Raw genomic sequence first — 21499 nt, forward strand, 5'->3', positions numbered from 1 at the left:
CGATAACGCTGCAAGACTTCGCCGAGCAGCTGCGAGTTGCTCCAGCCATCCATCAGGATGTGGTGATGGGTATAAATCAGGTGCCATTGATCGGCGGCGGTTTGCACCAGCACCAGACGCAGCAACGGCGCCTGGGTCAGGTCGAAACCTTGTTGGCGTTCAGCCTCGGCCAGGCCGTCGAGGGCGGCGGCGTCATCGCCACGGGCGCGCCAGTCCAGCACGCTGAACGGCAACTGCACGTGTTTGTGGACGATTTGCAACGGCTGTTCCAGCTCACCCTGCCAGACAAACCCGCTGCGCAGGATGTCCTGAGCATCGACGGTGGCCTGCCACGCGGCGCGGAAACGCTCGGGATCAATCCCTTGAACGTCGACGCGCAACTGATTGATGTACTCGCCGGCCGCTTGTTCGTAGAGGGTGTGGAACAGCAAGCCCTGCTGCATCGGCGACAACGGATACAGGTCGTCGAGTTGACCTACGGACACCGGCAGCGCGTCGAGTTGTGCCTGAGTGATACGCGCCAACGGGAAGTCCGATGGCGTGGCTTGCGGCGTCTCCAGCGCAGCGCAATGTTCGATCAGCGCGCGGAGTTCGGCGCCGTAGCTGTCGACCAATTGCTGGATGGTCGCCGCGTCGAACATCTCGTGGCTGAAACCCCAGCTCATGGCCAATTCGCCGCCGTAGACCTGCCCTTCGACGGTCAGCCAGTTGGCCAACGGCGCCGACGGATCCTGAGCCTGGCCGCTGCCTTCGGTGGACGGCACAAACAGTGCGGTTTCGTCGAACTGGCGATCGAACTGCCCCAGGTAGTTGAAGGTGATCCGTGGCGGCGCCAGGGCCGCCAGTTGTTCGCGCTGCGCCGGCTCGCCGAGGTAGCGCAACACGCCATAACCCAGGCCCTTGCCCGGCACGGCGCGCAGTTGTTCCTTGACCGTTTTGATCGAGTCCGCCAGCGTCGCCGCCGGTTGCAGGCTGACCGGGAACAGGCTGGTGAACCAGCCCACGCTGCGGGTCAGGTCGAGTTCATCGAACAGGTCTTCGCGACCGTGACCTTCGAGCTGAATCAACGCCGCTGGCTGGCCGCTCCAGCGGCAGATGACCCGCGCCAGTGCGGTCAACAGCAAATCGTTGACCTGGGTGCGGTAAGCCGCCGGCGCACTTTGCAGCAACTGGCGGGTCAGTTCGCTGTCGAGGCGCCATTCGATTTTTTGCCCGAAGCGATTGTCCAGGCGACCGTCGGGACGATCACACGGCAAGGCCTGTGCGCTGGTTTGTTGCTGCCAGTAACCGAGCTGTTCGCTCAGCGCTGGCGCGTGCTGTTGCAGACGCTCGGCCCAGGCCTGATAAGCGCTGGTCTTGCTCGACAGGACAATCGCGCCGCCGCTTTCCAGTTGCGTGTAAGCCTGCTGCAAATCTTCCAGCAACACGCGCCACGACACGCCGTCCACCGCCAGGTGATGGATCACCAGCAACAGGCGCTGGGCGCCATCGGCCAGCGTCACCAGCATCGCTCGCAGCAGTGGACCGTCCTGCAAATCAAGGCTGCGCTGAGCTTCATCGCACAGGGCGGCCAACGCTTCAGCGCTGTCGGCCTGACGTTGCCACAGGCCGGACTCGGTCACTTCGCCGGCATAGCTTTGCTGCCAGCCTTGGGCGCCGTCGACAAAACGCAAACGGAAGGCATCGTGATGATTGATCAAGCGCGTCAGTGCGCTTTCCAGCCACTGGGCTTTTAGCGTTTCACGCGGTGCCAGCAACAACGACTGGTTCCAGTGCCCGCGCTCGGCCATTGGTTGTTCGAAGAAATAATGCTGCACCGGCGTCAGCAGCACAGCACCCGTGGCCGGGCCTTGATCGACACTGGTCAGGTGATCAACCGTCGCCACCAGCGCCAGGCTGCGCACGGTCTGGTACTGGAACAGGTCACGCGGACTCAGGCGAATGCCGGCCTGGCGGGCGCGGCTGACCACCTGGATCGAGATGATCGAGTCACCGCCCAGTTCGAAGAAGTTGTCTTCCAGGCCAATGCGCTCGACACCCAGCACGTCCTGCCAGATCGCCGCGAGGGCTTTTTGCAATGCGTCCTGGGGTTCGACAAAGGCTTGCTGCACGGCGGCTTCCGGCTCGGGCAAGGCTTTGCGGTCGAGTTTGCCGTTGGCGGTCACCGGCAGTTTGGCCAGTGGCATCAGGTACGTCGGCACCATGTATTCCGGCAAGCTGCCGAGCAACCAGGCCTTGAGGGTTTGCTGCCATTGCGCTTCGGCTTCGGCGCTTTCCAGCACCAGATAACCGACCAGATGTTTGCCGCCCTGGACCAGCACCACCGCTTCACGCACCAGCGGGTGTTGCATCAAACGGGTTTCGATCTCGCCCAGTTCGATGCGCAAGCCGCGCAGTTTGACTTGATGATCGAGCCGCCCGAGGTATTCGATCACCCCGTCCGCACGCTGACGAACGCGGTCGCCGGTGCGGTACAGGCGCGCGCCATCATGGAATGGGCACGGCACGAAGCGCTCGGCGGTCAGCCCCGGACGACGGTGGTAGCTGCGCGCCAGACCGGCGCCACCGAGGTACAACTCACCCGCCACGCCCGCCGGCACCGGCAGCAACTGCGCGTCGAGGACATGGGTGCGCAGGTTGGCAATCGGCTGGCCGATGGGCACGCTGTCGGCGCCTTCATCGACACAGGTCCAGTGGGTGACGTCAATGGCCGCTTCGGTCGGGCCGTACAAGTTATACAACCCGGCCTTCGGCAGTTTGCTGAACACTTGCAACTGCGCATCCAGCGGCAGCGCTTCGCCACTGCACACGATGCGTTTGAGGCTGCTGCAGACTTCAACGCCGGGTTCATGAATGAACGCCTGGAGCATCGACGGCACAAAGTGCAGCGTGCTGATCTGGTGCCGGCCAATGGTCTCGATCAAGCGTGCCGGCTCGCGGTGTTCACCCGGAGCGGCCACCACCAGACGGGCACCGGTCATCAGCGGCCAGAAAAACTCCCAGACCGATACGTCAAAGCTGAACGGGGTTTTCTGCAACACCGCGTCGCTGCCATCAAGGCCATACGCCTGTTGCATCCAGCACAAACGGTTGACCAGCGCCGCATGGCTGTTGCCGGCGCCTTTGGGTTTACCCGTGGAGCCGGAGGTGTAGATCACGTAAGCCAGGTTCAAGCTGTGCATCGCCACCGGTACGCGGGCAGCGCTGTAGCGATCCAGCCAATCCGCCGGCTGATCGAGGGTGATCACCGTCACGCCCTCGGTCGGCAGACGCGGCACGAGGGAACTTTGGGTCAACAACAGCGCAATCGCGCTGTCTTCGATCATGTAGGCCAAGCGTTCCTCGGGGTATTCCGGGTCCAGCGGCACATAGGCGCCACCGGCCTTGAGAATGGCCAGCAGCCCGACGACCATTTCAATCGACCGCTCAACGGCGATCCCCACCAGCACATCCGGGCCCACGCCCTGTTCGCGCAGCAGTTGCGCCAGTTGGTTAGCCTTGGCGTCCAGTTGCCCATAGCTCAAGGTCACATCGCCGAACACCAGCGCGACGTTATCTGGCGTGCGTGAAGCCTGGGCTTCGATCAACTGATGGATGCACTGTTCGGTCGGATAGGCTTGCGCGGTGTGGTTCCAGTCGTGGACCAGGGTCTGGTGTTCGCTGGCGTCCAGCAGCGGCAGTTCACCGATGCGCTGGGTGACATCGCCGACCATGGCCTGCAACAAACGCGTCCAGTGCCGCGCCATGCGCGCGATGGTGTCGGCGTCGAACAGGTCGTTGGCGTAGGTCAGCGCGGCGTGCAGCTTGCCGGCCTTTTCATAGGTGTCCAGGGTCAGGTCGAACTGGGTGGTGCGCCCTTCCCAGTCAATCATGCCCAGCTCCAGGCCCGAGGCCGTGGTCACTGTGGTGATGTCGGCGACTTGCGGCTGGTGGTTGTACATCACCTGGAATAATGGCGTGTGACTCAGGCTGCGTTCCAGTTTCAAGGCTTCCACCAGGCGCTCGAAAGGCAGGTCCTGATGGGCCTGGGCGCCGAGGGCGGTTTCCTTGATGCGGGCGAGCAGATCGACCACGCGAGTCTGGCCATCGAGCTGGGTGCGCAACACTTGGGTGTTGACGAAGAAACCGATCAGTCCTTCGATTTCACCACGGTTGCGGTTGGCAATCGGCACGCCGACGCGGATGTCGGTCTGCCCGGTGTAGCGATGCAGCAGCGCATTGAACGCGCCGAGCAGCAGCATAAATAGAGTGATGTTGTGCTTCTGTGCGGTCGCACGCAGTTGCTCGGCCAGTTGCGCGTCCACCGCGAACTCATGGCGCGTGCCGCGATAGCTCGGCATCGCCGGGCGCGGGTGATCGATGGGCAACTCGAGCACCGGATGCTCGTCGCCCAGTTGCGTTTGCCAATATTCCAGTTGCCGCGCCTGCTCCCCCGCTTCCAGCCAGCGGCGCTGCCACAAGGCGTAGTCGCTGTACTGGATCGGCAACGGCGCGAGTTGCGGTGGCGCGCCCGCATCATGGGCGTCGTAGCAACGAATGAACTCGTCGATCAACACGTTCATCGACCAGCCGTCGGAAACGATGTGGTGCAGGGTCAGCAGCAACACGTGCTCCTGCTCGGCAAGCTTGAGCAACTTGACCCGCAGCAACGGGCCGACCGCCAAGTCGAACGGCAGCAACGACTGCTGCTGGGCTGCCTGGGCGACCGCGTGTTCACGCTGGTCCACCGGCATCCCACTGAAATCGACCTGCTCGATCACCAGCGGCGCACTGGCCGGCACTTGTTGCAGGCTGTCGTCCGGCTGACGCTGGAACACCGTGCGCAGGGTTTCATGACGCGCGACCAGGCTGGCAAACGCCTGATCCAGCGCCGCCAGGTTCAGCCGCCCCGTCAGGCGCACCGCGCCCGGCAAATTATAGGCGCCGCTTTGCGGGTCCAGTTGCCAGAGGAACCACATGCGTTGCTGGGCGTAGGACAGCGCTTGCCGGTCTTCGGCCTCAACCCCCTGAGGGATCGGGAAACGGGCGAAATCCACGCCCTCCTTGTGCAAGGCCGCAAGGAACATCTGGCGCTTTTCCAGGGGCAACCCGATAAACCGGCGAGCAAGTTTCAAGGAGTCTTCAGCATTCATTTCTTAGCATCCGGATCAGTAGGCAGGAAGCACAAAGGCACGTCGTCCCTATAAAACGAATGCAGACCGGAAAAATTAGCGATTGAGAACAAGTATCAGAAAGGAGGTATTGCGGGGGCTCAGGGCTGTCATGAATCAATGTGGGAGCGGGCTTGCTCGCGAATGCGGTGTGTCAGTCAACATCTTTACTGAATGACACACCGCATTCGCGAGCAAGCCCGCTCCCACAGGGGAAGAGTGGGTGAATAGTCAGGCGCTGACAGCCATGGCATACCGCCGATGGTGCACATCCAGTTGATCCTTGATCACCCGCAGCACCTTGGCTTCGTGCTCATGAATAAAGAAGTGCCCGCCCGCCAGCATGTCCACCGAGAAGCTGCCGTGGGTTTCCTTGCTCCAGCCGATCAATTGTTCGGTGGTGGCCTTGTCGGCCTTGCCGCCGAGCACGTGCACCGGGCATTTGAGCAAGGGGCGCTGCACCGGCTGGAAACGCCCGCACAACAAAAAGTCGGCGCGCAAGATCGGCAGGGTCAGGCTCATCAGCTCTTCATTCGCCAATACTTCTTCGCTGGTGCCGTTGAGGGTGCGCAACTGGTCGATCAGCTCGGCGTCAGTCTTGGGCTCGGCGAAACCACGGTCGTAATCAGCGCGCATGGTCGGCGCGGCAGTGCCTGAGGCGAACAGCGCAACGGGCTCAGGGCAACCGAGCGCACGAAAGGCGTGGGCCAGTTCGCAGGCCATCAACGCGCCGAGGCTGTGGCCGAACAAGGCATACGGCGCTTTCAACGTCGGGCGCAGTTCCTTGGCCAATTGCATGGCCAGCGCACGCATATCGGTGTGCAGCGGTTCGTCGAAACGCGCGCCACGGCCCGGTAATTCCACCGGTTGCAGTTGCAGCCACTCCGGCAACTTGCGCCGCCAGCGGCTGTAGACCATGGCACTGGCGCCGGAATACGGCAGGCACAGCAGAGTCAGCTTGGTCACCGCGGGTTCCTCAAAAAGATGTCTGTACTAAGGAACGCTTCAACGCCCGCGCAAATTAGTCGCGACGGGTTAAATTTCCCGCGCAAGTGCTCGTTCTTTCTTCAGACCAAAACCAACAAGAGTGAACGTCGTGGACCTGCAGACCATCCTGGGCAAACTGTTCGCCAATGCCGGCGCCGTCGGCATCGAAGGGGTTTTTCAATTCGTCTTCGGCCCGCACCAGGCGTACTGGTCCGAGGTCAAGGCCAGCAGCCGCACCGAAGCCGGACGCCACGCCAGCCCCGACGTGACCATTGAAGTGGCGGAAAAAGACTTTCTCGGAATCATGGGCGGCGTGGCCAACGTCGAGGAACTGTTCGCCAGCGGCCGCTTGAAGATTGGCGGCAACATGGGCCTGGCGACGATGCTGCCGCAGATCATCGACCACGCCCGGCATGGCGCTGCGGTGGTGGAAAAGGTCGACATGAACAAGCGCTACCCGACCCCGCCGCGCTTCAGCGAACGGCTCACCGCCAGCCTGCCGACCCAGCGCACGGTCGAACGCCGGCCGCGCAGCGAACTGTCGAAGCACGAATTCGATTCCCACTATTTGCCCAACGGCATCCCGCTGGTCATCAGCGACGCCTTGCAGGACTGGCCTCTGTTCAAGCTCAGCCGCGAAGAGTCGCTGGTGCATTTCGCCGAACTGCAGGGCATCACCCGCCATGGCGACTACGTGAAGAAAACCTTCTCCACCGAGCGGGATTTCCGCTCCACGTCCATGGCCGAGTTCATTGCCTCACTGGACAGCCCGGCGGTCAAAGGCGCGAACGGCGAGCCACCAGCATATATGGGCAACAACATCCTGCCGGCGCAGTTGATGCAGCAGATCAAGTACCCGCCGTACTTCGATCAGTCGCTGTTCATCCCACCACGAATCTGGATCGGCCCCAAAGGCACCCTGACACCGTTGCACCGCGACGACACCGATAACCTGTTCGCCCAGGTCTGGGGCCAGAAAACCTTCACCCTCGCCGCGCCGCATCACCGCGAAGCGCTCGGCACCTGGTCCACCGCGCCCAAGGGCGGACTGGACGGCTGCGACTTCAACCCGGATGCGCCGGATTATCAGCGCTTCCCGCAGGCGCGGGATGTGACGTTTATGCGGGTGACATTAGAAGCTGGGGATTTGCTGTTTTTGCCGGAGGGCTGGTTCCATCAGGTGGAGTCGGTGTCGACATCGTTGTCAGTGAATTTCTGGGTTAACTCGGGCCGGGGCTGGTAATAAAGATCCCCTGTGGGAGCGGGCTTGCTCGCGAAAGCGGTGGGTCATTCAGCCTATTCGTCGACTGACACACCGCTTTCGCGAGCAAGCCCGCTCCCACAGGGGGTTATTTATTTCAAATGGCGGAAGCTCTGGATGGCCGATCCCAGCACCACCGCCCCCGCCGCAATCGCCACCCAAAACCCGCTACGCGCACCAAACGCATCCACCAGCCACCCGGAGCTCGCCGCGCCAATTGCCACGCCGATGCTCAACCCGGTGATCAGCCACGTCAGGCCTTCGGTCAGTTTGGCCGGCGTGACGATACGCTCCACCAAGGCCATTGCCACAATCAGTGTCGGCGCAAAGAACAGCCCCGCTACAAACACCGCCAGTGCCAACCCGAAAACATTCGTCGCCAACAGCAGCGGCAACGTGGTGATGGCGGTCATCACACCGCCATACAGGAACAGCCTCGGCAACGGCAATTTAGAGCGCAATGCGCCAAACGCCAACCCGGCCAGGCACGAACCGATGGCGTACACCGACAGCACGATACTCGCCGCCGCCGGTTGCCCCTGCTGCTGAGCGAAGGCGACGCTGACCACGTCCACCACGCCGACGATCACACCCATGGCGGTCATCAGCAGCATCAGCAGGCGGATTTCACCGGAGCGAATGATCGAGCCCTGATGCTGAACTTCGTGGGGATGCACCGGCGGTTCGGTGCCACGCTGCAACACAAACGCCGTAACCCCGATCGCCAGCATCAACAACGCCGCCAACGGCCCGGCCTCGGGGAACGCCACCACGCACAGCCCCACCGACAGCGGTGGGCCGACGATAAAGCAGACCTCATCCAGCACCGATTCCAGGGCATACGCGGTTTGCAGCTGCGGCTGGCCGCGATAGAGCTCGGTCCAGCGCGCCCGGACCATCGCCGACATGCTCGGCATGCAACCGGCCAGAGCGGCGAATGCGAACAGCGTCCAGTGCGGCGCCTGCAATCGGGTGCAGAGCAACAGCATCAACAGCGCTCCCCCGCCCAGCAGCGCCGACACCGGCAGGATCCGCCCCTGACCGTAGCGATCCACCAGGCGCGAGACCTGCGGCGCACAGAATGCCGTGGCCAGGGCGAAGGTTGCCGCTACTGCGCCGGCCAAACCGTAGCCGCCCTTTAACTGCGAGAGCATGGTGATCAGGCCGATGCCAGTCATGGAAATCGGCATGCGCGCGATCATCCCGGCCAGCACGAAGGCCCCGGCGCCGGGGGCTTTGAACAGTTCACGGTAGGGGTTTGCCATGGGTTGCGGGCCTCGATTCGGGCCTGCAAGTTGCCATAAGGCGAGTTGAGGGGAAAGCGGGGAATTGTTGGGGGAATGTGAAGGCCTCGGTGCGGTAAAGCCTTGAAGATCAAAAGATCGCAGCCTTCGGCAGCTCCTACAGGGGATCGCATTTCCATGTAGGAGCTGCCGAAGGCTGCGATCTTTTCATGTTCAACGCTGAACTCTCATAGCTGCCTATCAGTCAGCTATTTAAGCCCTCCCTTCAAGGCGCTAACCTGCATGCAGATTTCCCTCGAGCAACAAGTTGCCCTGGTCACCGGCGCCAGTTCCGGCATCGGTGCCGGCGCCGCCAAGGCCCTGGCGGCGGCCGGTGCTGCGGTCGTGATCAACTACAATTCCCAGGCCGAACCCGCCGAAGCGTTGGCCCGGCAGATCAATGACGGCGGCGGTCGCGCCATCGCCATCGGCGCCGATGTCTCGAAAGAAGCCGACGTCGAACGGCTGTTCGCCCAGACCCTGGAAGCCTTCGGTTTCCTCGATATTCTCGTGGCCAATTCCGGGATGCAAAAAGACGCCAAAGCGGTGGACATGAGCCTCGCCGACTGGAACCAGGTGATTGGTGTCAACCTCACCGGCCAGTTCCTCTGTGCCCGCGCCGCGTTGCGGATTTTCAATCAACAAGGCATTCGCCAAGGCGTGTCCAAGGCGGCCGGCAAGATCATTCACATGAGTTCGGTGCACCAGCGCATTCCGTGGGCCGGGCATGTCAATTACGCCGCGTCCAAGGGCGGCGTCGACATGCTGATGCAGACCCTGGCCCAGGAAGTCAGCCAGCATAAAATCCGCATCAACGGCATCGCGCCGGGGGCGATTCGCACGGCGATAAACCGTGCCGAAACCGAGGGCGACGCCGCGCAGGAGCTGCTTAAACTCATCCCCTACGGCCGCATCGGTGATGTCGACGATATCGCCAACGCCGTGGTGTTCCTCGCCTCCGATGCGTCCGACTACATCGTCGGCACCACCCTGTTTATCGACGGCGGCATGAGCCTCTATCCGGAGTTCCGTGGCAATGGCTGATCATCATCCCGAACGACAAAGCGCCATCGACGCCCACGGCATCATTGGCGACATGCGCAGCGCGGCGCTGGTCAACGACAAGGGCAGCGTGGATTTCTTCTGCTGGCCGGAGTTCGACAGCCCATCGATTTTCTGCTCGCTGCTGGACACCCCCGAGGCCGGGATCTTCCAGTTGGCCCCGGACCTCCCCGACGCGCGACGCGAGCAAATCTACCTGCCGGACACCAACGTGCTGCAAACCCGCTGGCTGAGCGATCGCGCCGTGGTCGAAGTCACCGACCTGCTGCCCATCGGCGACAGCGAAGACGACTTGCCCATGCTGATGCGCCGGGTGCGGGTGGTGAGCGGCACCGCGACGATGCGCATGCGTTGCGCGGTGCGGCATGACTACGCCCGCGCCAAGACCCGCGCGCGCATGGATGGCCAGGATGTGGCCTTTGAAGCTGCGGATCAGCCAGCGATGCGCTTGTCTTCGGACCAATCCCTGAGCCTTGATGGCAACGCCACCATCGCCGAATTCACCCTCAAACAAGGTGAAAGCGCAGCATTTCTGCTGGGCGCCATCGACGATCCGCGCTTCCAGGAAGGCGCCGCCGAACTGTGCATGGAACGCACCCTGAAGTTCTGGCGCGACTGGATCGGCCAGTCCAACTATCGCGGGCGCTGGCGCGAAATGGTTAACCGCTCGGCCCTGGCCCTGAAACTGCTGACCTCACGCAAACACGGCGCGATTCTCGCCGCCGCCACCTTCGGCCTGCCGGAAACCCCGGGCGGCGAGCGTAACTGGGACTACCGCTACACCTGGATCCGCGACGCCTCGTTTACCGTTTACGCCTTTATGCGCCTGGGTTTTGTCGAGGAAGCCAACGCCTACATGAAATGGATGCGCCATCGGGTCAGCGATTGCCATGGCCAGTCGATGAAAATCAACATCCTCTATGCCATCGACGGGCGCCAGGAATTGCCGGAAACCGAACTCACCCACCTGTCCGGCCACGGCGGCGCCAAACCGGTGCGCATCGGCAATCAGGCTTACGATCAGATCCAGCTCGATATCTTCGGCGAACTGATGGACGCGGTGTACCTGGTCAATAAATACGGCGAAGCCATTTCCCATGAAGGCTGGAAACACACGGTGGAAGTGGTGGATCAAGTCTGCGAAACCTGGCAGACCGAAGACGTCGGCATCTGGGAGATGCGCGGCGAGCAGCATCACTTTTTGCACTCGCGACTGATGTGCTGGGTCGCCGTGGACCGGGCCATTCGCCTCGCCTCGAAACGTTCGTTACCCGCCCCGTTCGCCCGTTGGGACCAGACCCGCCAGGCGATCTACGCCGACATCTGGGACAACTTCTGGAACGAAGAGCGCGGGCACTTCGTGCAGCACATTGGCGGCACCGCCCTCGACGGCTCGATGCTGCTGATGCCGCTGGTGCGTTTCGTCAGCGCCAAGGACCCGCGCTGGCTCTCGACCCTGGAAGCGATCCAGAAAACCCTGGTACGCGACGGCATGGTTTACCGCTACCGCAACGACGACAGCCAGATCGACGGCTTATCCGGCACCGAAGGCGCCTTCGCCGCGTGCTCGTTCTGGTACGTCGAATGCCTGGCCCGGGCCGGCCAGGTGGAAAAGGCGCACCTGGAGTTTGAACAGTTGCTGCGGTATGCCAACCCTCTTGGGCTATATGCCGAAGAGTTCGACAGCCATGCGCGGCACCTCGGGAATACGCCGCAGGCGTTGACCCATCTGGCGCTGATCAGCGCGGCGAGTTTTCTCGATCGGAAATTGAGTGGGGAGAAGAATTACTGGCAGCCTTGAGATCGTGTCGCATGCCTTCGCGAGCAAGCCCGCTCCCACATTTTGGAATGTATTCCAACAGAGGAAATGCATTCCAAAATGTGGGAGCGGGCTTGCTCGCGAAGAGGCCATCAGCAAAACCGCAAAAAACAGCGACCTGAACCCGTCATCCAAAACCGATAGATCTTGTCGGAAATATCCCTTTCACAATGCAAACAACAAATAAAACACCCCCCCTTCTGACCACCGCACATCCCCTGTGACGAGGGGGCTTGCCCCCGTTGGGTCGCGCAGCGGCCCCTCCTAACCAGCCACCTCATCGCGCCAGAAGTACCGTATTTGCTGGTTTTACGGCTGCTGTGCAGCCGAGCGGGGACAAGCTCCCTCGCCACAAAGGTGTGTAGGCCAGGGACCTACGACAACCAAACACACCTCATCACTCAACCTTCCCGCCTATGTTTCCTACAGCCGGAAATACCTTGTTGCCAGCCGTTACATCCCCCCCTAACATCCACCGTCAACGGGTACAGCGGAGCTGTCCAACAAAACCCGAATTCAAGGAAACAGAATGACCCAGCACATCCACCGCACCATCGACGCGCCACTGCGTTCCGGCCTCAACCGGAATGAACTGTGGGAAGCCCACGACAAGGGCCTGATCAAATGCTGGGAAATCGGCCGCCAACGCGCTACCCGATTCCCCGACATCGCCCAACAGTGCCTCGCCGGCGAACTGCCGGTGCTGGGCTGGAAAGGTGGCGTGAGCCGCAGCCTGAAAAAACTCGAAAAGTACGGATCGCTCAAATACCTGGCGCAATGGCAGGGTTTGCGCGGGGAAGACCTGGATATTGATCTGGCGGCAGAGCGCGCGTTGACCTGCTCGCGGACCAGAATGGTGGTGACGTTTACGCCGGATCGGTCGAAGTATTTTAATCAGGTGGTGGAAGTGGAAGTCTGAGGCTGAAATAACCTCTTTGACCGAAATGACATCTGTGGCGAAGGAGCTTGCTCCCGCTGGAGCGCGAAGCGGTCCCATCAGCCTTCGCGACTGCTGCGCAGTCGAACGGGAGCACGCTCCCTCGCCACAGGTTCAGCGTCGACTTAAAGTCATGTAGATGATCTAGTGTTGTCGGATGCCTTCGCTCAGGAGTTTGCCCGTGACCCAGCCACCCGCCATTCACACTGTTGAAACCCCTACTCTGACCATCGCCTACGAACACCACGGCCCCACCACCGGCGACCCCATCATCCTGCTTCACGGCTTCCCCTACTCGCCCCGCGCCTACGACGAAATCGCTCCGACTCTCGCCGCACAAGGCTATCGCGTCATCGTCCCGTACCTGCGCGGCTACGGCCCGACCCGTTTCAACAGCCCCGACACCCTGCGTTCCGGCCAACAAGCGGCGCTCGCCCGGGATCTGCTGGACTTGATGGACGCCCTCGCCATCCCGCAAGCCGCGTTTTGCGGCTATGACTGGGGCGGACGCGCGGCGTGCATTGTGGCGGCGCTGTGGCCGGAGCGGGTTCGCTGCCTGGTCACGGGGGATGGCTACAATCTGCAGAACATTCCCCGCTCAATCAAACCACGAGACCCGCAGACCGAGCATCGGCTCTGGTATCAGTTCTACTTCCACACACAGCGTGGGGTAGATGGCCTGACCCAGAATCGCCGCGCCTTCTGCGAATGGCTCTGGCGCCTGTGGTCGCCGACCTGGGCCCGAAACGCCGAGCGTTATCCGTTGAGTGCGCCGGCCTTCGATAACCCGGATTTCGTCGAGGTGGTGATTCACTCGTATCGGCATCGGTTCATGTATGTCGCGGGCGATCCGGCGCTGGAAGGGATGGAACAGGCATTAGCCAAACAACCGCCGATCAGCGTGCCGACGATTTCCCTGTGCGGGGCTGACGACGGTGTGGGGCCGGCGCCGGAGGAAGACGACGACATCGAGCACTTTACGGGTCGTTACGAGCGGCGTGTGCTGGCAGGTGTCGGGCATAACATTCCCGAAGAGGCGCCCGACGCGACGATCAAGGCACTGCTGGATCTACTGAAAGCGGATCTACTGAAAGGCTGACGCTGAAGCGCTCGCGATAGGCCTGCGGCGTCACCCCCATGGCCCGCAGGAAACTGCGGCGCAGGGTTTCTTCGCTGCCGAACCCGCATTGCACCGCGACCCGTTTGATTGGCACACCGGTATCGCTGAGCAGTCGTCGTGCGGTTTCGACCCGAATCAGTTCGATGGCCCGGGCCGGGGTCTGGCCGGTGTCGGTGCGGTAGTGACGAATGAAGCTGCGTTCGCTCATGCCGGCTTGCAAAGCCAGGGTTGGGACCCCGAGATCTTTGGTCAGGTTTTCGCTGATCCAGGCATGAAGTTCGTCGAAACGGTTGCCTTCCTGCTGCAAGGACAAGGTCACGCTGAACTGCGACTGGCCGCCCGGGCGTTTGAGAAACACCACCAATTGCCGGGCAACGTCCAGGGCCATGGCGCGACCGAGGTCTTCTTCGACCATCGCCAGCGCGAGGTCGATGCCGGCGGTGACGCCGGCCGAGGTCCAGACCGGGCCGTCGTTGATGAAGATCGGGTTGGGTTCGACGTGCAGGCGCGGGTGCTTTTGCGCCAATTCCTCGCAACGGGTCCAGTGGGTCACCACCCGCCGCCCATCGAGCCAGCCACTGGCTGCCAGCAAAAATGCGCCGGTACAGACCGACGACACCCGTCGGCAACCGGCTCCTTGTTCGCGCACCCATTCCACCAGTTGCGCGTCCTCCGCCGCCGAGTAAACGCCCCAGCCACCGGCGATGATCAACGTGTCGCTGCCGCCCAAAGGCAACGGCTCGGCCAACAGCGCCAAGCCCGCAGACGACATCAACGCCCCACCACCGCTGGCAATTACCGTCGGAGCATAGGGCGTCGGCAAACCCAGTTGCCGGGCAATGTCATTGGCCGAGGCGAATACCTGCAACGGTCCGGTGACGTCCAGCACTTGCACGTTGGCAAACGCGAGCACATGAATGGATTTCGGCATGATTGGCGTAATTCGTGGGGTAATTGGCGGATACGCCAAAGCCTACGAGCCTACAGTGAAGCCGTCCACCCCCATCAGGAGATAAACGCCATGACGTTGCAGATCGGTTTTCTATTGTTTCCGCAGGTTCAGCAACTGGACCTCACCGGTCCTTATGACGTGTTGGCCTCGCTGCCGGACGTGAAGGTGCATTTGATCTGGAAGGATTTGGTGCCGGTCACTGCCAGCACCGGGCTGGTGCTGAAACCGACCACCACCTTCGACGATTGCCCGGCGCTGGATGTGATTTGCATCCCGGGTGGCGCCGGTGTCGGGCCGTTGATGGAGGATGAAGTTACCTTGGCGTTCATCAAGACGCAGGCGGCGAATGCCCGTTACGTCACCTCAGTGTGCACCGGTTCGCTGGTGCTCGGTGCGGCAGGCCTGCTCAAGGGCAAACGCGCTACCACACATTGGGCTTATCACGACTTGCTCGAAACATTGGGCGCGATCCCGGTGAAAGATCGGGTCGTGCGCGACGGCAATCTGTTTACCGGTGGCGGCATCACCGCGGGTATCGATTTTGCCCTGACCCTGGCCGCCGAGTTGTTCGGCAAGGACACGGCGCAAGTGGTGCAGTTGCAACTGGAATACGCGCCAGCGCCACCATTCCAGGCCGGCAGCCCGGCAACTGCGCCGCAGAGCATTGTAGAAGAAGCGCAACGGCGTGCGGCGCCATCGTTCGTGCAGCGCAAACTGATCACCGAGCGGGTAGCGACCAGGTTGAACCTGAATTAAGTAATCGGGGCGGCGGGGCCAATGCCCTTGCCACCACAGGTTTCGCACGGACTTTTCCATCGTCCATAAAAAAACCCGCCGAGGCGGGTTTCTCAAGACCATTGCGACATCCTGTCGGCAGCCTTCCTGGCTAATGGTCGATCATCCGTGATCCTGAGCACTTCCTGTGCTTCAGTTGATGGATCCAGAATAGGCGCATCGCCGAAGCTTAAACAGACGACATACCCGCGAGTGCGTGTAAGCGATTGACCATTGATGGCCGTTTTTCCCTGTGGGAACGGGCTTGCTCGCGAAGACGGCGGCACATCCAGCATCCATGTCACTGACAGACCGCTTTCGCGAGCAAGCCCGCTCCCACAGGGAGATTTCGGTTCGGCGCGGTATTTGGGTATGGCTCACTTCCACAAATCCAGCCCACTTTTCAGCAGGCGAAAAAAAACCCGCCGAAGCGGGTTTTTCCCAAGACCATGTCGACTCCCTGTCGGCAGCGAATCCTTGCTTATGGTCGATCGTCCGTGATCCTGAGCACTTCCTGTGCTTCAGTTGATGAGGCTAGATTACGCTTCGGATCCAATGTGCAATAGACGACATAGCTACTACCGCGTGTAAGACATTCGCTATACCACCCCTTCCGAAAACCCTTAGACACCTCAGGCATCCAGCATGGAAGCCGCGAGTTTAGCGACGTGCAGCTGACCTTCGGCCGCCAGGCTCTCGCCGTCCTCCAAAAACCATGCCGCCGACAATCCGGCAAAAGCCAACACCCATTGCAGCAAGCGCCGACGCTCAAGCCCCGCCGCTTTCGACACGACCTTGATTTGTCGCGCAAAGCGCAGCGGGTCCGTTGCCGTCGGCAGTTCAGGGTTGCAAATCAGGTTGGCGTAATCGAAACCGCGCTCACCAATCACTCGCTTGGGATCGATGGCGAGCCAGCCTTGCGGGCCAAAATCCAGAATATTGTCGTGGTGGATATCGCCGTGTAGCACGACCACATCCTGTGGTTCAGCCAGCAAGGCTTCGGCGGTGGAAAGACTGAGCGAATAGAGGCCGCCGTACTGCTCGGCTGCCCAATACAACGAGCGGAACCATTGCGACAACGGTACCAGCGGCGGCAATGGCGACGTGCGCGGCGCATGCAAACGCGCCACCGCCGCGCACATGATCTGGTTGGCTTCGTCATCCTGCCCGTTGAGCGCCATGTTCCTCAGTGAACGCCGGCCCATCGCGCGTTCCATCAACAATCCGTCACCGTGATGGGCGAACACCTGGGCGGCGCCCTCGCCGTCCCACCAGGTCATCAGCAGATTGCCGAATTTTTCCTCGGCATCCAGCGCCACCTTCAACATCGCCGGTACTTCACCCATCCGTACCGGCAGCAAACGACTGCCAGGCGTGATGATCGGCTCGCCTTCCGGCACCAGCGCCCAGCGCTTCAACCAGGGTTCAAACATTCACTCTCCCTGATGTTCCCGGGCCTTGGCGCTGGTTTTCAGAAACTCTTCGATATTGCTCATCTGCTCATCCCACCCTCGGCTGTCCATGCGGAAAGCCTTGAGCCGACGGGTTTGCGGAATATGATCGAAACCGGACTCGGTCACCTTCAGCAAGGTGCCGTCATCCATGTCTTCGAGTTCGAACAGCACCAGTGTGGTCGGCTCCTGAGAATAATCGACGTCCGGTTCCACGGCATACGGGTGCCAGCGAAACGAAAACACCCGCTCCGGCTCGACTCGCTCCACCAGCACATTCCACAACAAGTGTTCATAACCGGGATACGTGATCTGCCCCTGCGTCCACTCACCGGCAACAAAGCGCTTGCCCTCAAGCGCCACGCCAAACCACTGGCCAAACGCCTCGGCATTGGCCAACACGCGCCAAACGTGCGAACGCGGCGCCTTGAGCAAAATCTTTCTTTCGATGCGATCTGATGCTGGATTCATAAGTCACCTCCTGTACTGAACAGTAGGCCTGTAAGACCACAAGACCAACCCTAAAGTTGTATCAAGCCAGTGCGACTATCAACATAGTCTGAAATATTAGGCTGTATTTCAGCCCATCCATTCTGGATTAACGATAAGCGTTGGCTAGCCCCACCGGAGAACCTCATGAATAGCCTCACCGGCAGTTGCCTGTGCAAAACCATCGAATACCAGCTCGACAGCCTCGACATGCCCATCGCCCACTGCCATTGCCAGACCTGCCGTAAGGCCCACTCCGCTGCGTTCGCCTCGACCGCCGGGGTGATGCGCGAGCACTTTCGCTGGACCAAGGGTCAGGATTGGTTGAGCAGCTATGAGTCGTCGCCGGGCAAGCTGCGGCATTTCTGTTCGGTGTGTGGCTCGCAGTTAATGGCGGAGCGCTTGGCGCAGCCGCACGTGATTGTGCGGGTGGCGACGCTTGATGTTGATCCGGGCGTGAGGCCGCAGGCGCATATCTGGACGGTGCATGATGTGCCTTGGCTTGAATATGAATCGGTTGAAAAATGTCCGGAGGGGCAGGCATAGATTCATCAGGTCACATAATTCCCTGTGGGAGCGGGCTTGCTCGCGAAGAGGGTGTGTCAGTCGACATTGATGTTGCCTGACACACCGCTTTCGCGAGCAAGCCCGCTCCCACAGGGGATAGTGATGAATCGCGGATTCGCTACACTGCCCCCCAACTTTCCAACTTCACCGTGAGAATCCCATGCCCCCACGCTTTCTCCTGGCGCTGCTGCCGCTGCTGTTCACCACCGCCGCCCATGCCGTGGACTGTGACAACGCCAACACCCAGGGCGATATGAATCAGTGCGCCGCGCAGCAGTACAAGGCTGCGGACAAAGAGTTGAATACGCTGTATCAGCAGATCAACCAGCGGTTGAAGGACAGTCCCGATGCCAAGAAGCTGTTGGTCAGCGCCCAGCGCAGTTGGGTGGCGTTTCGCGATGCGGAGTGCAAGTTCTCGGCCTCCGGGGTTGAGGGTGGCAGTGTGTATCCGTTGATTTACAGCAACTGCACCACCGGGCTGACCAAGGCACGGGTCGAGGCGTTCAAGACTTACTTGAAGTGTGAGGAAGGGGATTAGAGTTGCCCGGTGCCGGGGCAGTAATTTCTCGATTGTTTTCTAGGGCCTCTTCGCGAGCAAGCCCGCTCCCACACTGGATTTGTGATCGACGCAAAACCAATGTGGGAGCGGGCTTGCCCGCGAAGGCGTCCTCTCAGGCGCCGTAATTACCGAACAAATATCTGCGCCGTGGTAATCGCCATATCCCCACCCGGCAACTTGATATTCCCCACCTGCTTCATACTTTCGGCATCAAAAATCGCCACGTCATTAAACGTCCCGGCCAGGTAGATCTTGCTGCCGTCCTTGTTGAAGGAAATGCAGTAGTAGGAGTGATCCAGCGTCGCCGCCTGGAGCATTTTCTTCTGCTTGATGTCGTACTTGGCCAAGCGGTTGAGCACGCCGAACATCAGGTTCGGGTCCTTGGGTGAGCGCATGCCGCTGAAATAGATTTCCGTCAAAGGGCCGAAGTCGGTGGTTTCGGTCTTGCCAGTTTTCAGGTCGATGCTGAACAGCCCGTAGAGGTACTCGGCGGTCAACGGATCCTGCTTCTTGTCCTTGAATTTCGCGGCGGTGTAGAGCAGCGAGAAGTCATGGCGCCAGGTCTGCTGGTTCCATACGTAGAGCACGTCCGGCGCGCTGTAGTTCTCGCGTTTCCAGTGACGGCTGGGGATCAGCACGTCGAACTTGCCGGTCTTCACATTCACCTTGTATACGTCCGCCCCCGCCACATACAGCGTGCCGTCGTCGCCACTTTGCATGATGGTCAACTGCCGGGGCGCCGGAAAACTGCGCACCGGTTTGGCGTCCATGCCGGCGTCGGTGGCGTAGACATCGAGCCGGGGTTGCTGCACCTCATAGCGGTCGTTGAGCATCAACGTCGGGTTGGCGATGGCGAACAATTCCTTGCCGTCATGGCTCAAGGTGAAGGCGAACATCGACTTGGCTTTCTCCCCCGGTTTCTGGGTGATGCTGGCGTGGAAGACTTGCTTGCAACTGTCCAGTTCGACGCCGTAGATGTCCGCGTAGTGATTGTTCAGTACATACGCGGTCTTGCGATCCGGCGACAGTTGCACGGTGCCCGGGCCGAAGGCGTCCGGCATCTTGCAGGTCTTGAACAGGGTGTCGGTGGCCAGGTCGATCACGTGCAGGTTGTTCGGGTAATTGGTGGTCAACATGTACTCGTGACCGTCTTGCAGTGCCGTGTTTTCATCGGCCAGAACAGTGAGCGAACAGACGCTCAGGACGGCGAACGCGGCCAGGCCGCAGGCTTTAATGCTACGCATGCTGGAATCCTTTTGAGGTCCGATCACTTGTCTTTTGGAAAGACAGTCCCGAGGTTGCGCCAGTTGTCGTTGGAGGCCTGCGCGTCCTTGTTCCAGTCCGGGTAGGTGCTCATCATGTCGGGCACCTGGGCCGGCCACCAGCACGGGTCGGAGCAGCCATACAAGTCGGCTTCCATCGGCTGGCACAGCGACGACACGCCGCCGAACGCATCGATTTCCCAGCCCGGGTCAGTGGTCGAGGCGCAGCCGGCGACGGAGCTCATCGCCACCACTTCTTCGATGCGGTTTTCCTCCGCGGCCTTGTCCATTTTCAGCGCTTTGTTATTGATTGCCTTGAGATGTTTCATATCAGTGAGCCTTGCGCGGAGTGATGTAGCTGCTGATAAACGCAGGGTTGTGGGCCATGATCCGGGTGTAGACCTCGATGCCGAAGTCGACCCAGTCACGCATCAGTTCGCAGTAGTGATAGGTCGGGTGGGTCGGGTCGCCATAACGGGCATAGCTTTCGTGGTAGCAGCCGCCGGAGCACAAGTTGCGGATCTGACAGTCCTCGCAACCGGTGTTGGTGCGGTCCAGGCGTTGGGACAGAAAGTCGTTCAACTCCACCTGTTTCACACCGCTGTGGACGTTGCCAAACGTCGGCAGTGAAGAACCGGTAAAGCGGTGGCACAGGTTCAATTCACCTTTGTGATCCACCGCCAGCATTTTCAAACCGGCGCCGCACGGCAGGGCTTTTTTGTGACCTTCGTGGATGTCGGTAATCAACTGGTGCAGGTTGGAGAAACCGATATTGCGGTGTTCCAGCGCTGCTTCCAGATAGCGTCGACCGAGCTTCTTCATGTTGGCGAAGACTTCGATCAGCTCGTCGCTGGACAGGTTGAAGGTGCTGATATCGCCCGACGTCACCGGGGCGAAACCGACTTCGGCAAACCCCAGTTCGTTGAACAGGTGATCCCAGATGGTTTCCACGTCAGTCACGCCAGTAGTCAAGGTCACCCGCGCCCCCACCGGACGGCTGTTGTAACGCGACAGCAGCATCTCGGCCTTGCGCCGCACCACGTCGTACGTGCCCTGCCCGCCCACGGTGATGCGGTTGCGATCGTGCACGGTTTTCGGCCCGTCGATACTTACCGACAGCCCGAAACGGTGGGCGTTGAGGTAGTCCACGGTGTCTTCGGTGAGTAGCGTGGCGTTGGTGGTCATGACGAACTCGACGAACTTGCCCGCCTCGGCAAACCGCTTCTCGCAATAGTCGACCATGTACTCGATCAGCTTGCGGTTGCTCAGCGGCTCGCCACCGAAAAACACCACGGTGAAACGCTCTTCATCCGGGGATTCACGCAGCAGCATTTCCACGGAGGCCACTGCGGTTTCGACGTCCATTTTTTTGCCCGCCGACGGTTTGTCGAGGTCTTCCTTGTAGCAGTAGGTGCAACTCAAATTGCACCCGGTGTTGACGTTGAGCACCACGGTGTTGATCGCCGTGCGCTCGACCCGTTTGGTGCCGATGTCCGGGGTCAATGGCGAGCCGTCGCTGACCAGTTCCAGGGCCATCAACTCGCGCAGGGTTTCTGTGATTTCCTCACCGTTGAAACGCGCGGCCAAACGCTGAATCAGGTCGTCCGAGGAACAGCCGGGACCGCGCAAGGTGTCGATGATGGTGCCCGTCAGTTCATCGCTGGCGAACAGCGAACTGCTAGGGATGTGAAACAGCATGCGGTCGGCATCGACGTGCACTTCGTGCAGGTTCCGTTCGACCAGATTCAAAATAGCGCCCATTGCAACCTCCTGTGCAAACCCTGCCTGGCGGGGCCTGCGGTCATTCCGAAAAGTGTCTGAAAACG

At 60.9% G+C, this 21499-nt stretch carries 17 protein-coding genes and 1 pseudogene (1 of these 18 running past the window's edge); 8 read left to right on the forward strand and 10 right to left on the reverse strand.

Annotated elements, in window-relative coordinates; genetic code table 11:
* Window positions 1–5132 carry the beginning of a non-ribosomal peptide synthase/polyketide synthase gene (locus tag HB680_RS29905; protein ID WP_213941900.1) on the reverse strand. It extends 7222 nt beyond the left edge of the window, so the window shows 5132 of its 12354 coding nt (coding positions 1–5132); the start codon lies at window positions 5130–5132; its stop codon lies beyond the left edge, outside the window.
* A gap of 249 nt (window positions 5133–5381) precedes the next feature.
* A complete protein-coding gene (locus tag HB680_RS29910; RefSeq protein ID WP_213941901.1) occupies window positions 5382–6116 on the reverse strand; it encodes an alpha/beta fold hydrolase in 735 nt (244 codons plus the stop codon).
* A 130-nt stretch (window positions 6117–6246) separates the two neighbouring features.
* On the opposite strand from HB680_RS29910, the gene HB680_RS29915 reads away from it, so the two are divergent.
* Window positions 6247–7380, forward strand: coding sequence for a cupin-like domain-containing protein (locus HB680_RS29915; protein WP_213941902.1), 1134 nt, complete (start codon window positions 6247–6249; stop codon window positions 7378–7380).
* A gap of 110 nt (window positions 7381–7490) precedes the next feature.
* Here HB680_RS29915 and HB680_RS29920 read toward each other — a convergent pair whose 3' ends face one another.
* Complete coding sequence (locus HB680_RS29920) at window positions 7491–8663, reverse strand: MFS transporter (protein WP_213941903.1); 1173 nt, start codon at window positions 8661–8663, stop codon at window positions 7491–7493.
* Window positions 8664–8924: 261 nt separating this feature from the next.
* Between HB680_RS29920 and HB680_RS29925 the strand changes: the two genes are divergently transcribed.
* The 4 genes from HB680_RS29925 to HB680_RS29940 all read left to right on the forward strand — a co-directional run bounded on the left by HB680_RS29925 (window position 8925) and on the right by HB680_RS29940 (window position 13598).
* Window positions 8925–9725, forward strand: coding sequence for a glucose 1-dehydrogenase (locus tag HB680_RS29925; RefSeq protein ID WP_213941904.1), 801 nt, complete (start codon window positions 8925–8927; stop codon window positions 9723–9725).
* A complete protein-coding gene (locus HB680_RS29930; RefSeq protein WP_213941905.1) occupies window positions 9718–11544 on the forward strand; it encodes a glycoside hydrolase family 15 protein in 1827 nt (608 codons plus the stop codon). Before HB680_RS29925 ends, HB680_RS29930 begins: the two co-directional genes overlap by 8 nt.
* Before the next feature lie 547 nt (window positions 11545–12091).
* Window positions 12092–12481: a hypothetical protein gene (locus HB680_RS29935; RefSeq protein ID WP_213941906.1), complete on the forward strand. Its 390-nt coding sequence runs from the start codon at window positions 12092–12094 to the stop codon at window positions 12479–12481.
* A 217-nt stretch (window positions 12482–12698) separates the two neighbouring features.
* Entirely contained in the window at window positions 12699–13598 is a 900-nt protein-coding gene (locus HB680_RS29940; protein ID WP_346657424.1) for an alpha/beta hydrolase, read from the forward strand.
* On the opposite strand, the gene HB680_RS29945 is transcribed toward HB680_RS29940, so the two are convergent.
* Window positions 13552–14550, reverse strand: a complete 999-nt coding sequence (locus tag HB680_RS29945; RefSeq protein WP_213941908.1) for a GlxA family transcriptional regulator — start codon at window positions 14548–14550, stop codon at window positions 13552–13554. The two genes, HB680_RS29940 and HB680_RS29945, sit on opposite strands and share 47 nt — an antisense overlap.
* 90 nt (window positions 14551–14640) lie before the next feature.
* On the opposite strand from HB680_RS29945, the gene inhA reads away from it, so the two are divergent.
* Window positions 14641–15327 (forward strand): isonitrile hydratase, encoded by a 687-nt coding sequence (inhA, locus tag HB680_RS29950; RefSeq protein ID WP_213941909.1) that lies wholly within the window; start codon window positions 14641–14643, stop codon window positions 15325–15327.
* Window positions 15328–15977: 650 nt separating this feature from the next.
* Here inhA and HB680_RS29955 read toward each other — a convergent pair.
* Both HB680_RS29955 and HB680_RS29960 read right to left on the reverse strand, forming a co-directional pair.
* The gene (locus HB680_RS29955; protein WP_213941910.1) at window positions 15978–16778 is read right to left on the reverse strand and encodes an aminoglycoside phosphotransferase family protein; all 801 of its coding nucleotides are present in this window, start codon (window positions 16776–16778) and stop codon (window positions 15978–15980) included.
* Window positions 16779–17267 (reverse strand): SRPBCC family protein, encoded by a 489-nt coding sequence (locus tag HB680_RS29960; RefSeq protein ID WP_213941911.1) that lies wholly within the window; start codon window positions 17265–17267, stop codon window positions 16779–16781.
* A 165-nt stretch (window positions 17268–17432) separates the two neighbouring features.
* Between HB680_RS29960 and HB680_RS29965 the strand changes: the two genes are divergently transcribed.
* The gene (locus HB680_RS29965) at window positions 17433–17831 is read left to right on the forward strand and encodes a GFA family protein (RefSeq protein ID WP_213941912.1); all 399 of its coding nucleotides are present in this window, start codon (window positions 17433–17435) and stop codon (window positions 17829–17831) included.
* A gap of 22 nt (window positions 17832–17853) precedes the next feature.
* Here the strand turns inward: HB680_RS29965 and HB680_RS32975 are convergent.
* Window positions 17854–17931, reverse strand: a pseudogene (locus HB680_RS32975) (DUF4381 domain-containing protein); the annotation flags it as partial.
* 81 nt (window positions 17932–18012) lie between these two features.
* Here HB680_RS32975 and HB680_RS29970 point away from each other — a divergent pair.
* The gene (locus tag HB680_RS29970) at window positions 18013–18390 is read left to right on the forward strand and encodes a lysozyme inhibitor LprI family protein (RefSeq protein ID WP_213941913.1); all 378 of its coding nucleotides are present in this window, start codon (window positions 18013–18015) and stop codon (window positions 18388–18390) included.
* Window positions 18391–18536: 146 nt separating this feature from the next.
* Here HB680_RS29970 and peaD read toward each other — a convergent pair whose 3' ends face one another.
* The 3 genes from peaD to peaB are packed head-to-tail and all read right to left on the reverse strand — an operon-like array spanning window position 18537 to window position 21434.
* Window positions 18537–19655 carry a quinohemoprotein amine dehydrogenase subunit beta gene (peaD, locus tag HB680_RS29975; RefSeq protein ID WP_213941914.1) on the reverse strand — a complete coding sequence of 373 codons (1119 nt, stop codon included), beginning with the start codon at window positions 19653–19655 and terminating at the stop codon, window positions 18537–18539.
* Between the two features lie 23 nt (window positions 19656–19678).
* A complete protein-coding gene (qhpC, locus tag HB680_RS29980) occupies window positions 19679–20002 on the reverse strand; it encodes a quinohemoprotein amine dehydrogenase subunit gamma (RefSeq protein ID WP_054053439.1) in 324 nt (107 codons plus the stop codon).
* A gap of 1 nt (window position 20003) precedes the next feature.
* On the reverse strand, window positions 20004–21434 hold the full coding sequence (gene peaB / locus HB680_RS29985; RefSeq protein WP_054053441.1) for a quinohemoprotein amine dehydrogenase maturation protein: 1431 nt from the start codon (window positions 21432–21434) through the stop codon (window positions 20004–20006).
* Between the last annotated feature and the right edge of the window lie 65 nt (window positions 21435–21499).

The sequence above is a fragment of the Pseudomonas sp. dw_612 genome, from assembly GCF_018449725.1.
GTDB lineage: Bacteria > Pseudomonadota > Gammaproteobacteria > Pseudomonadales > Pseudomonadaceae > Aquipseudomonas.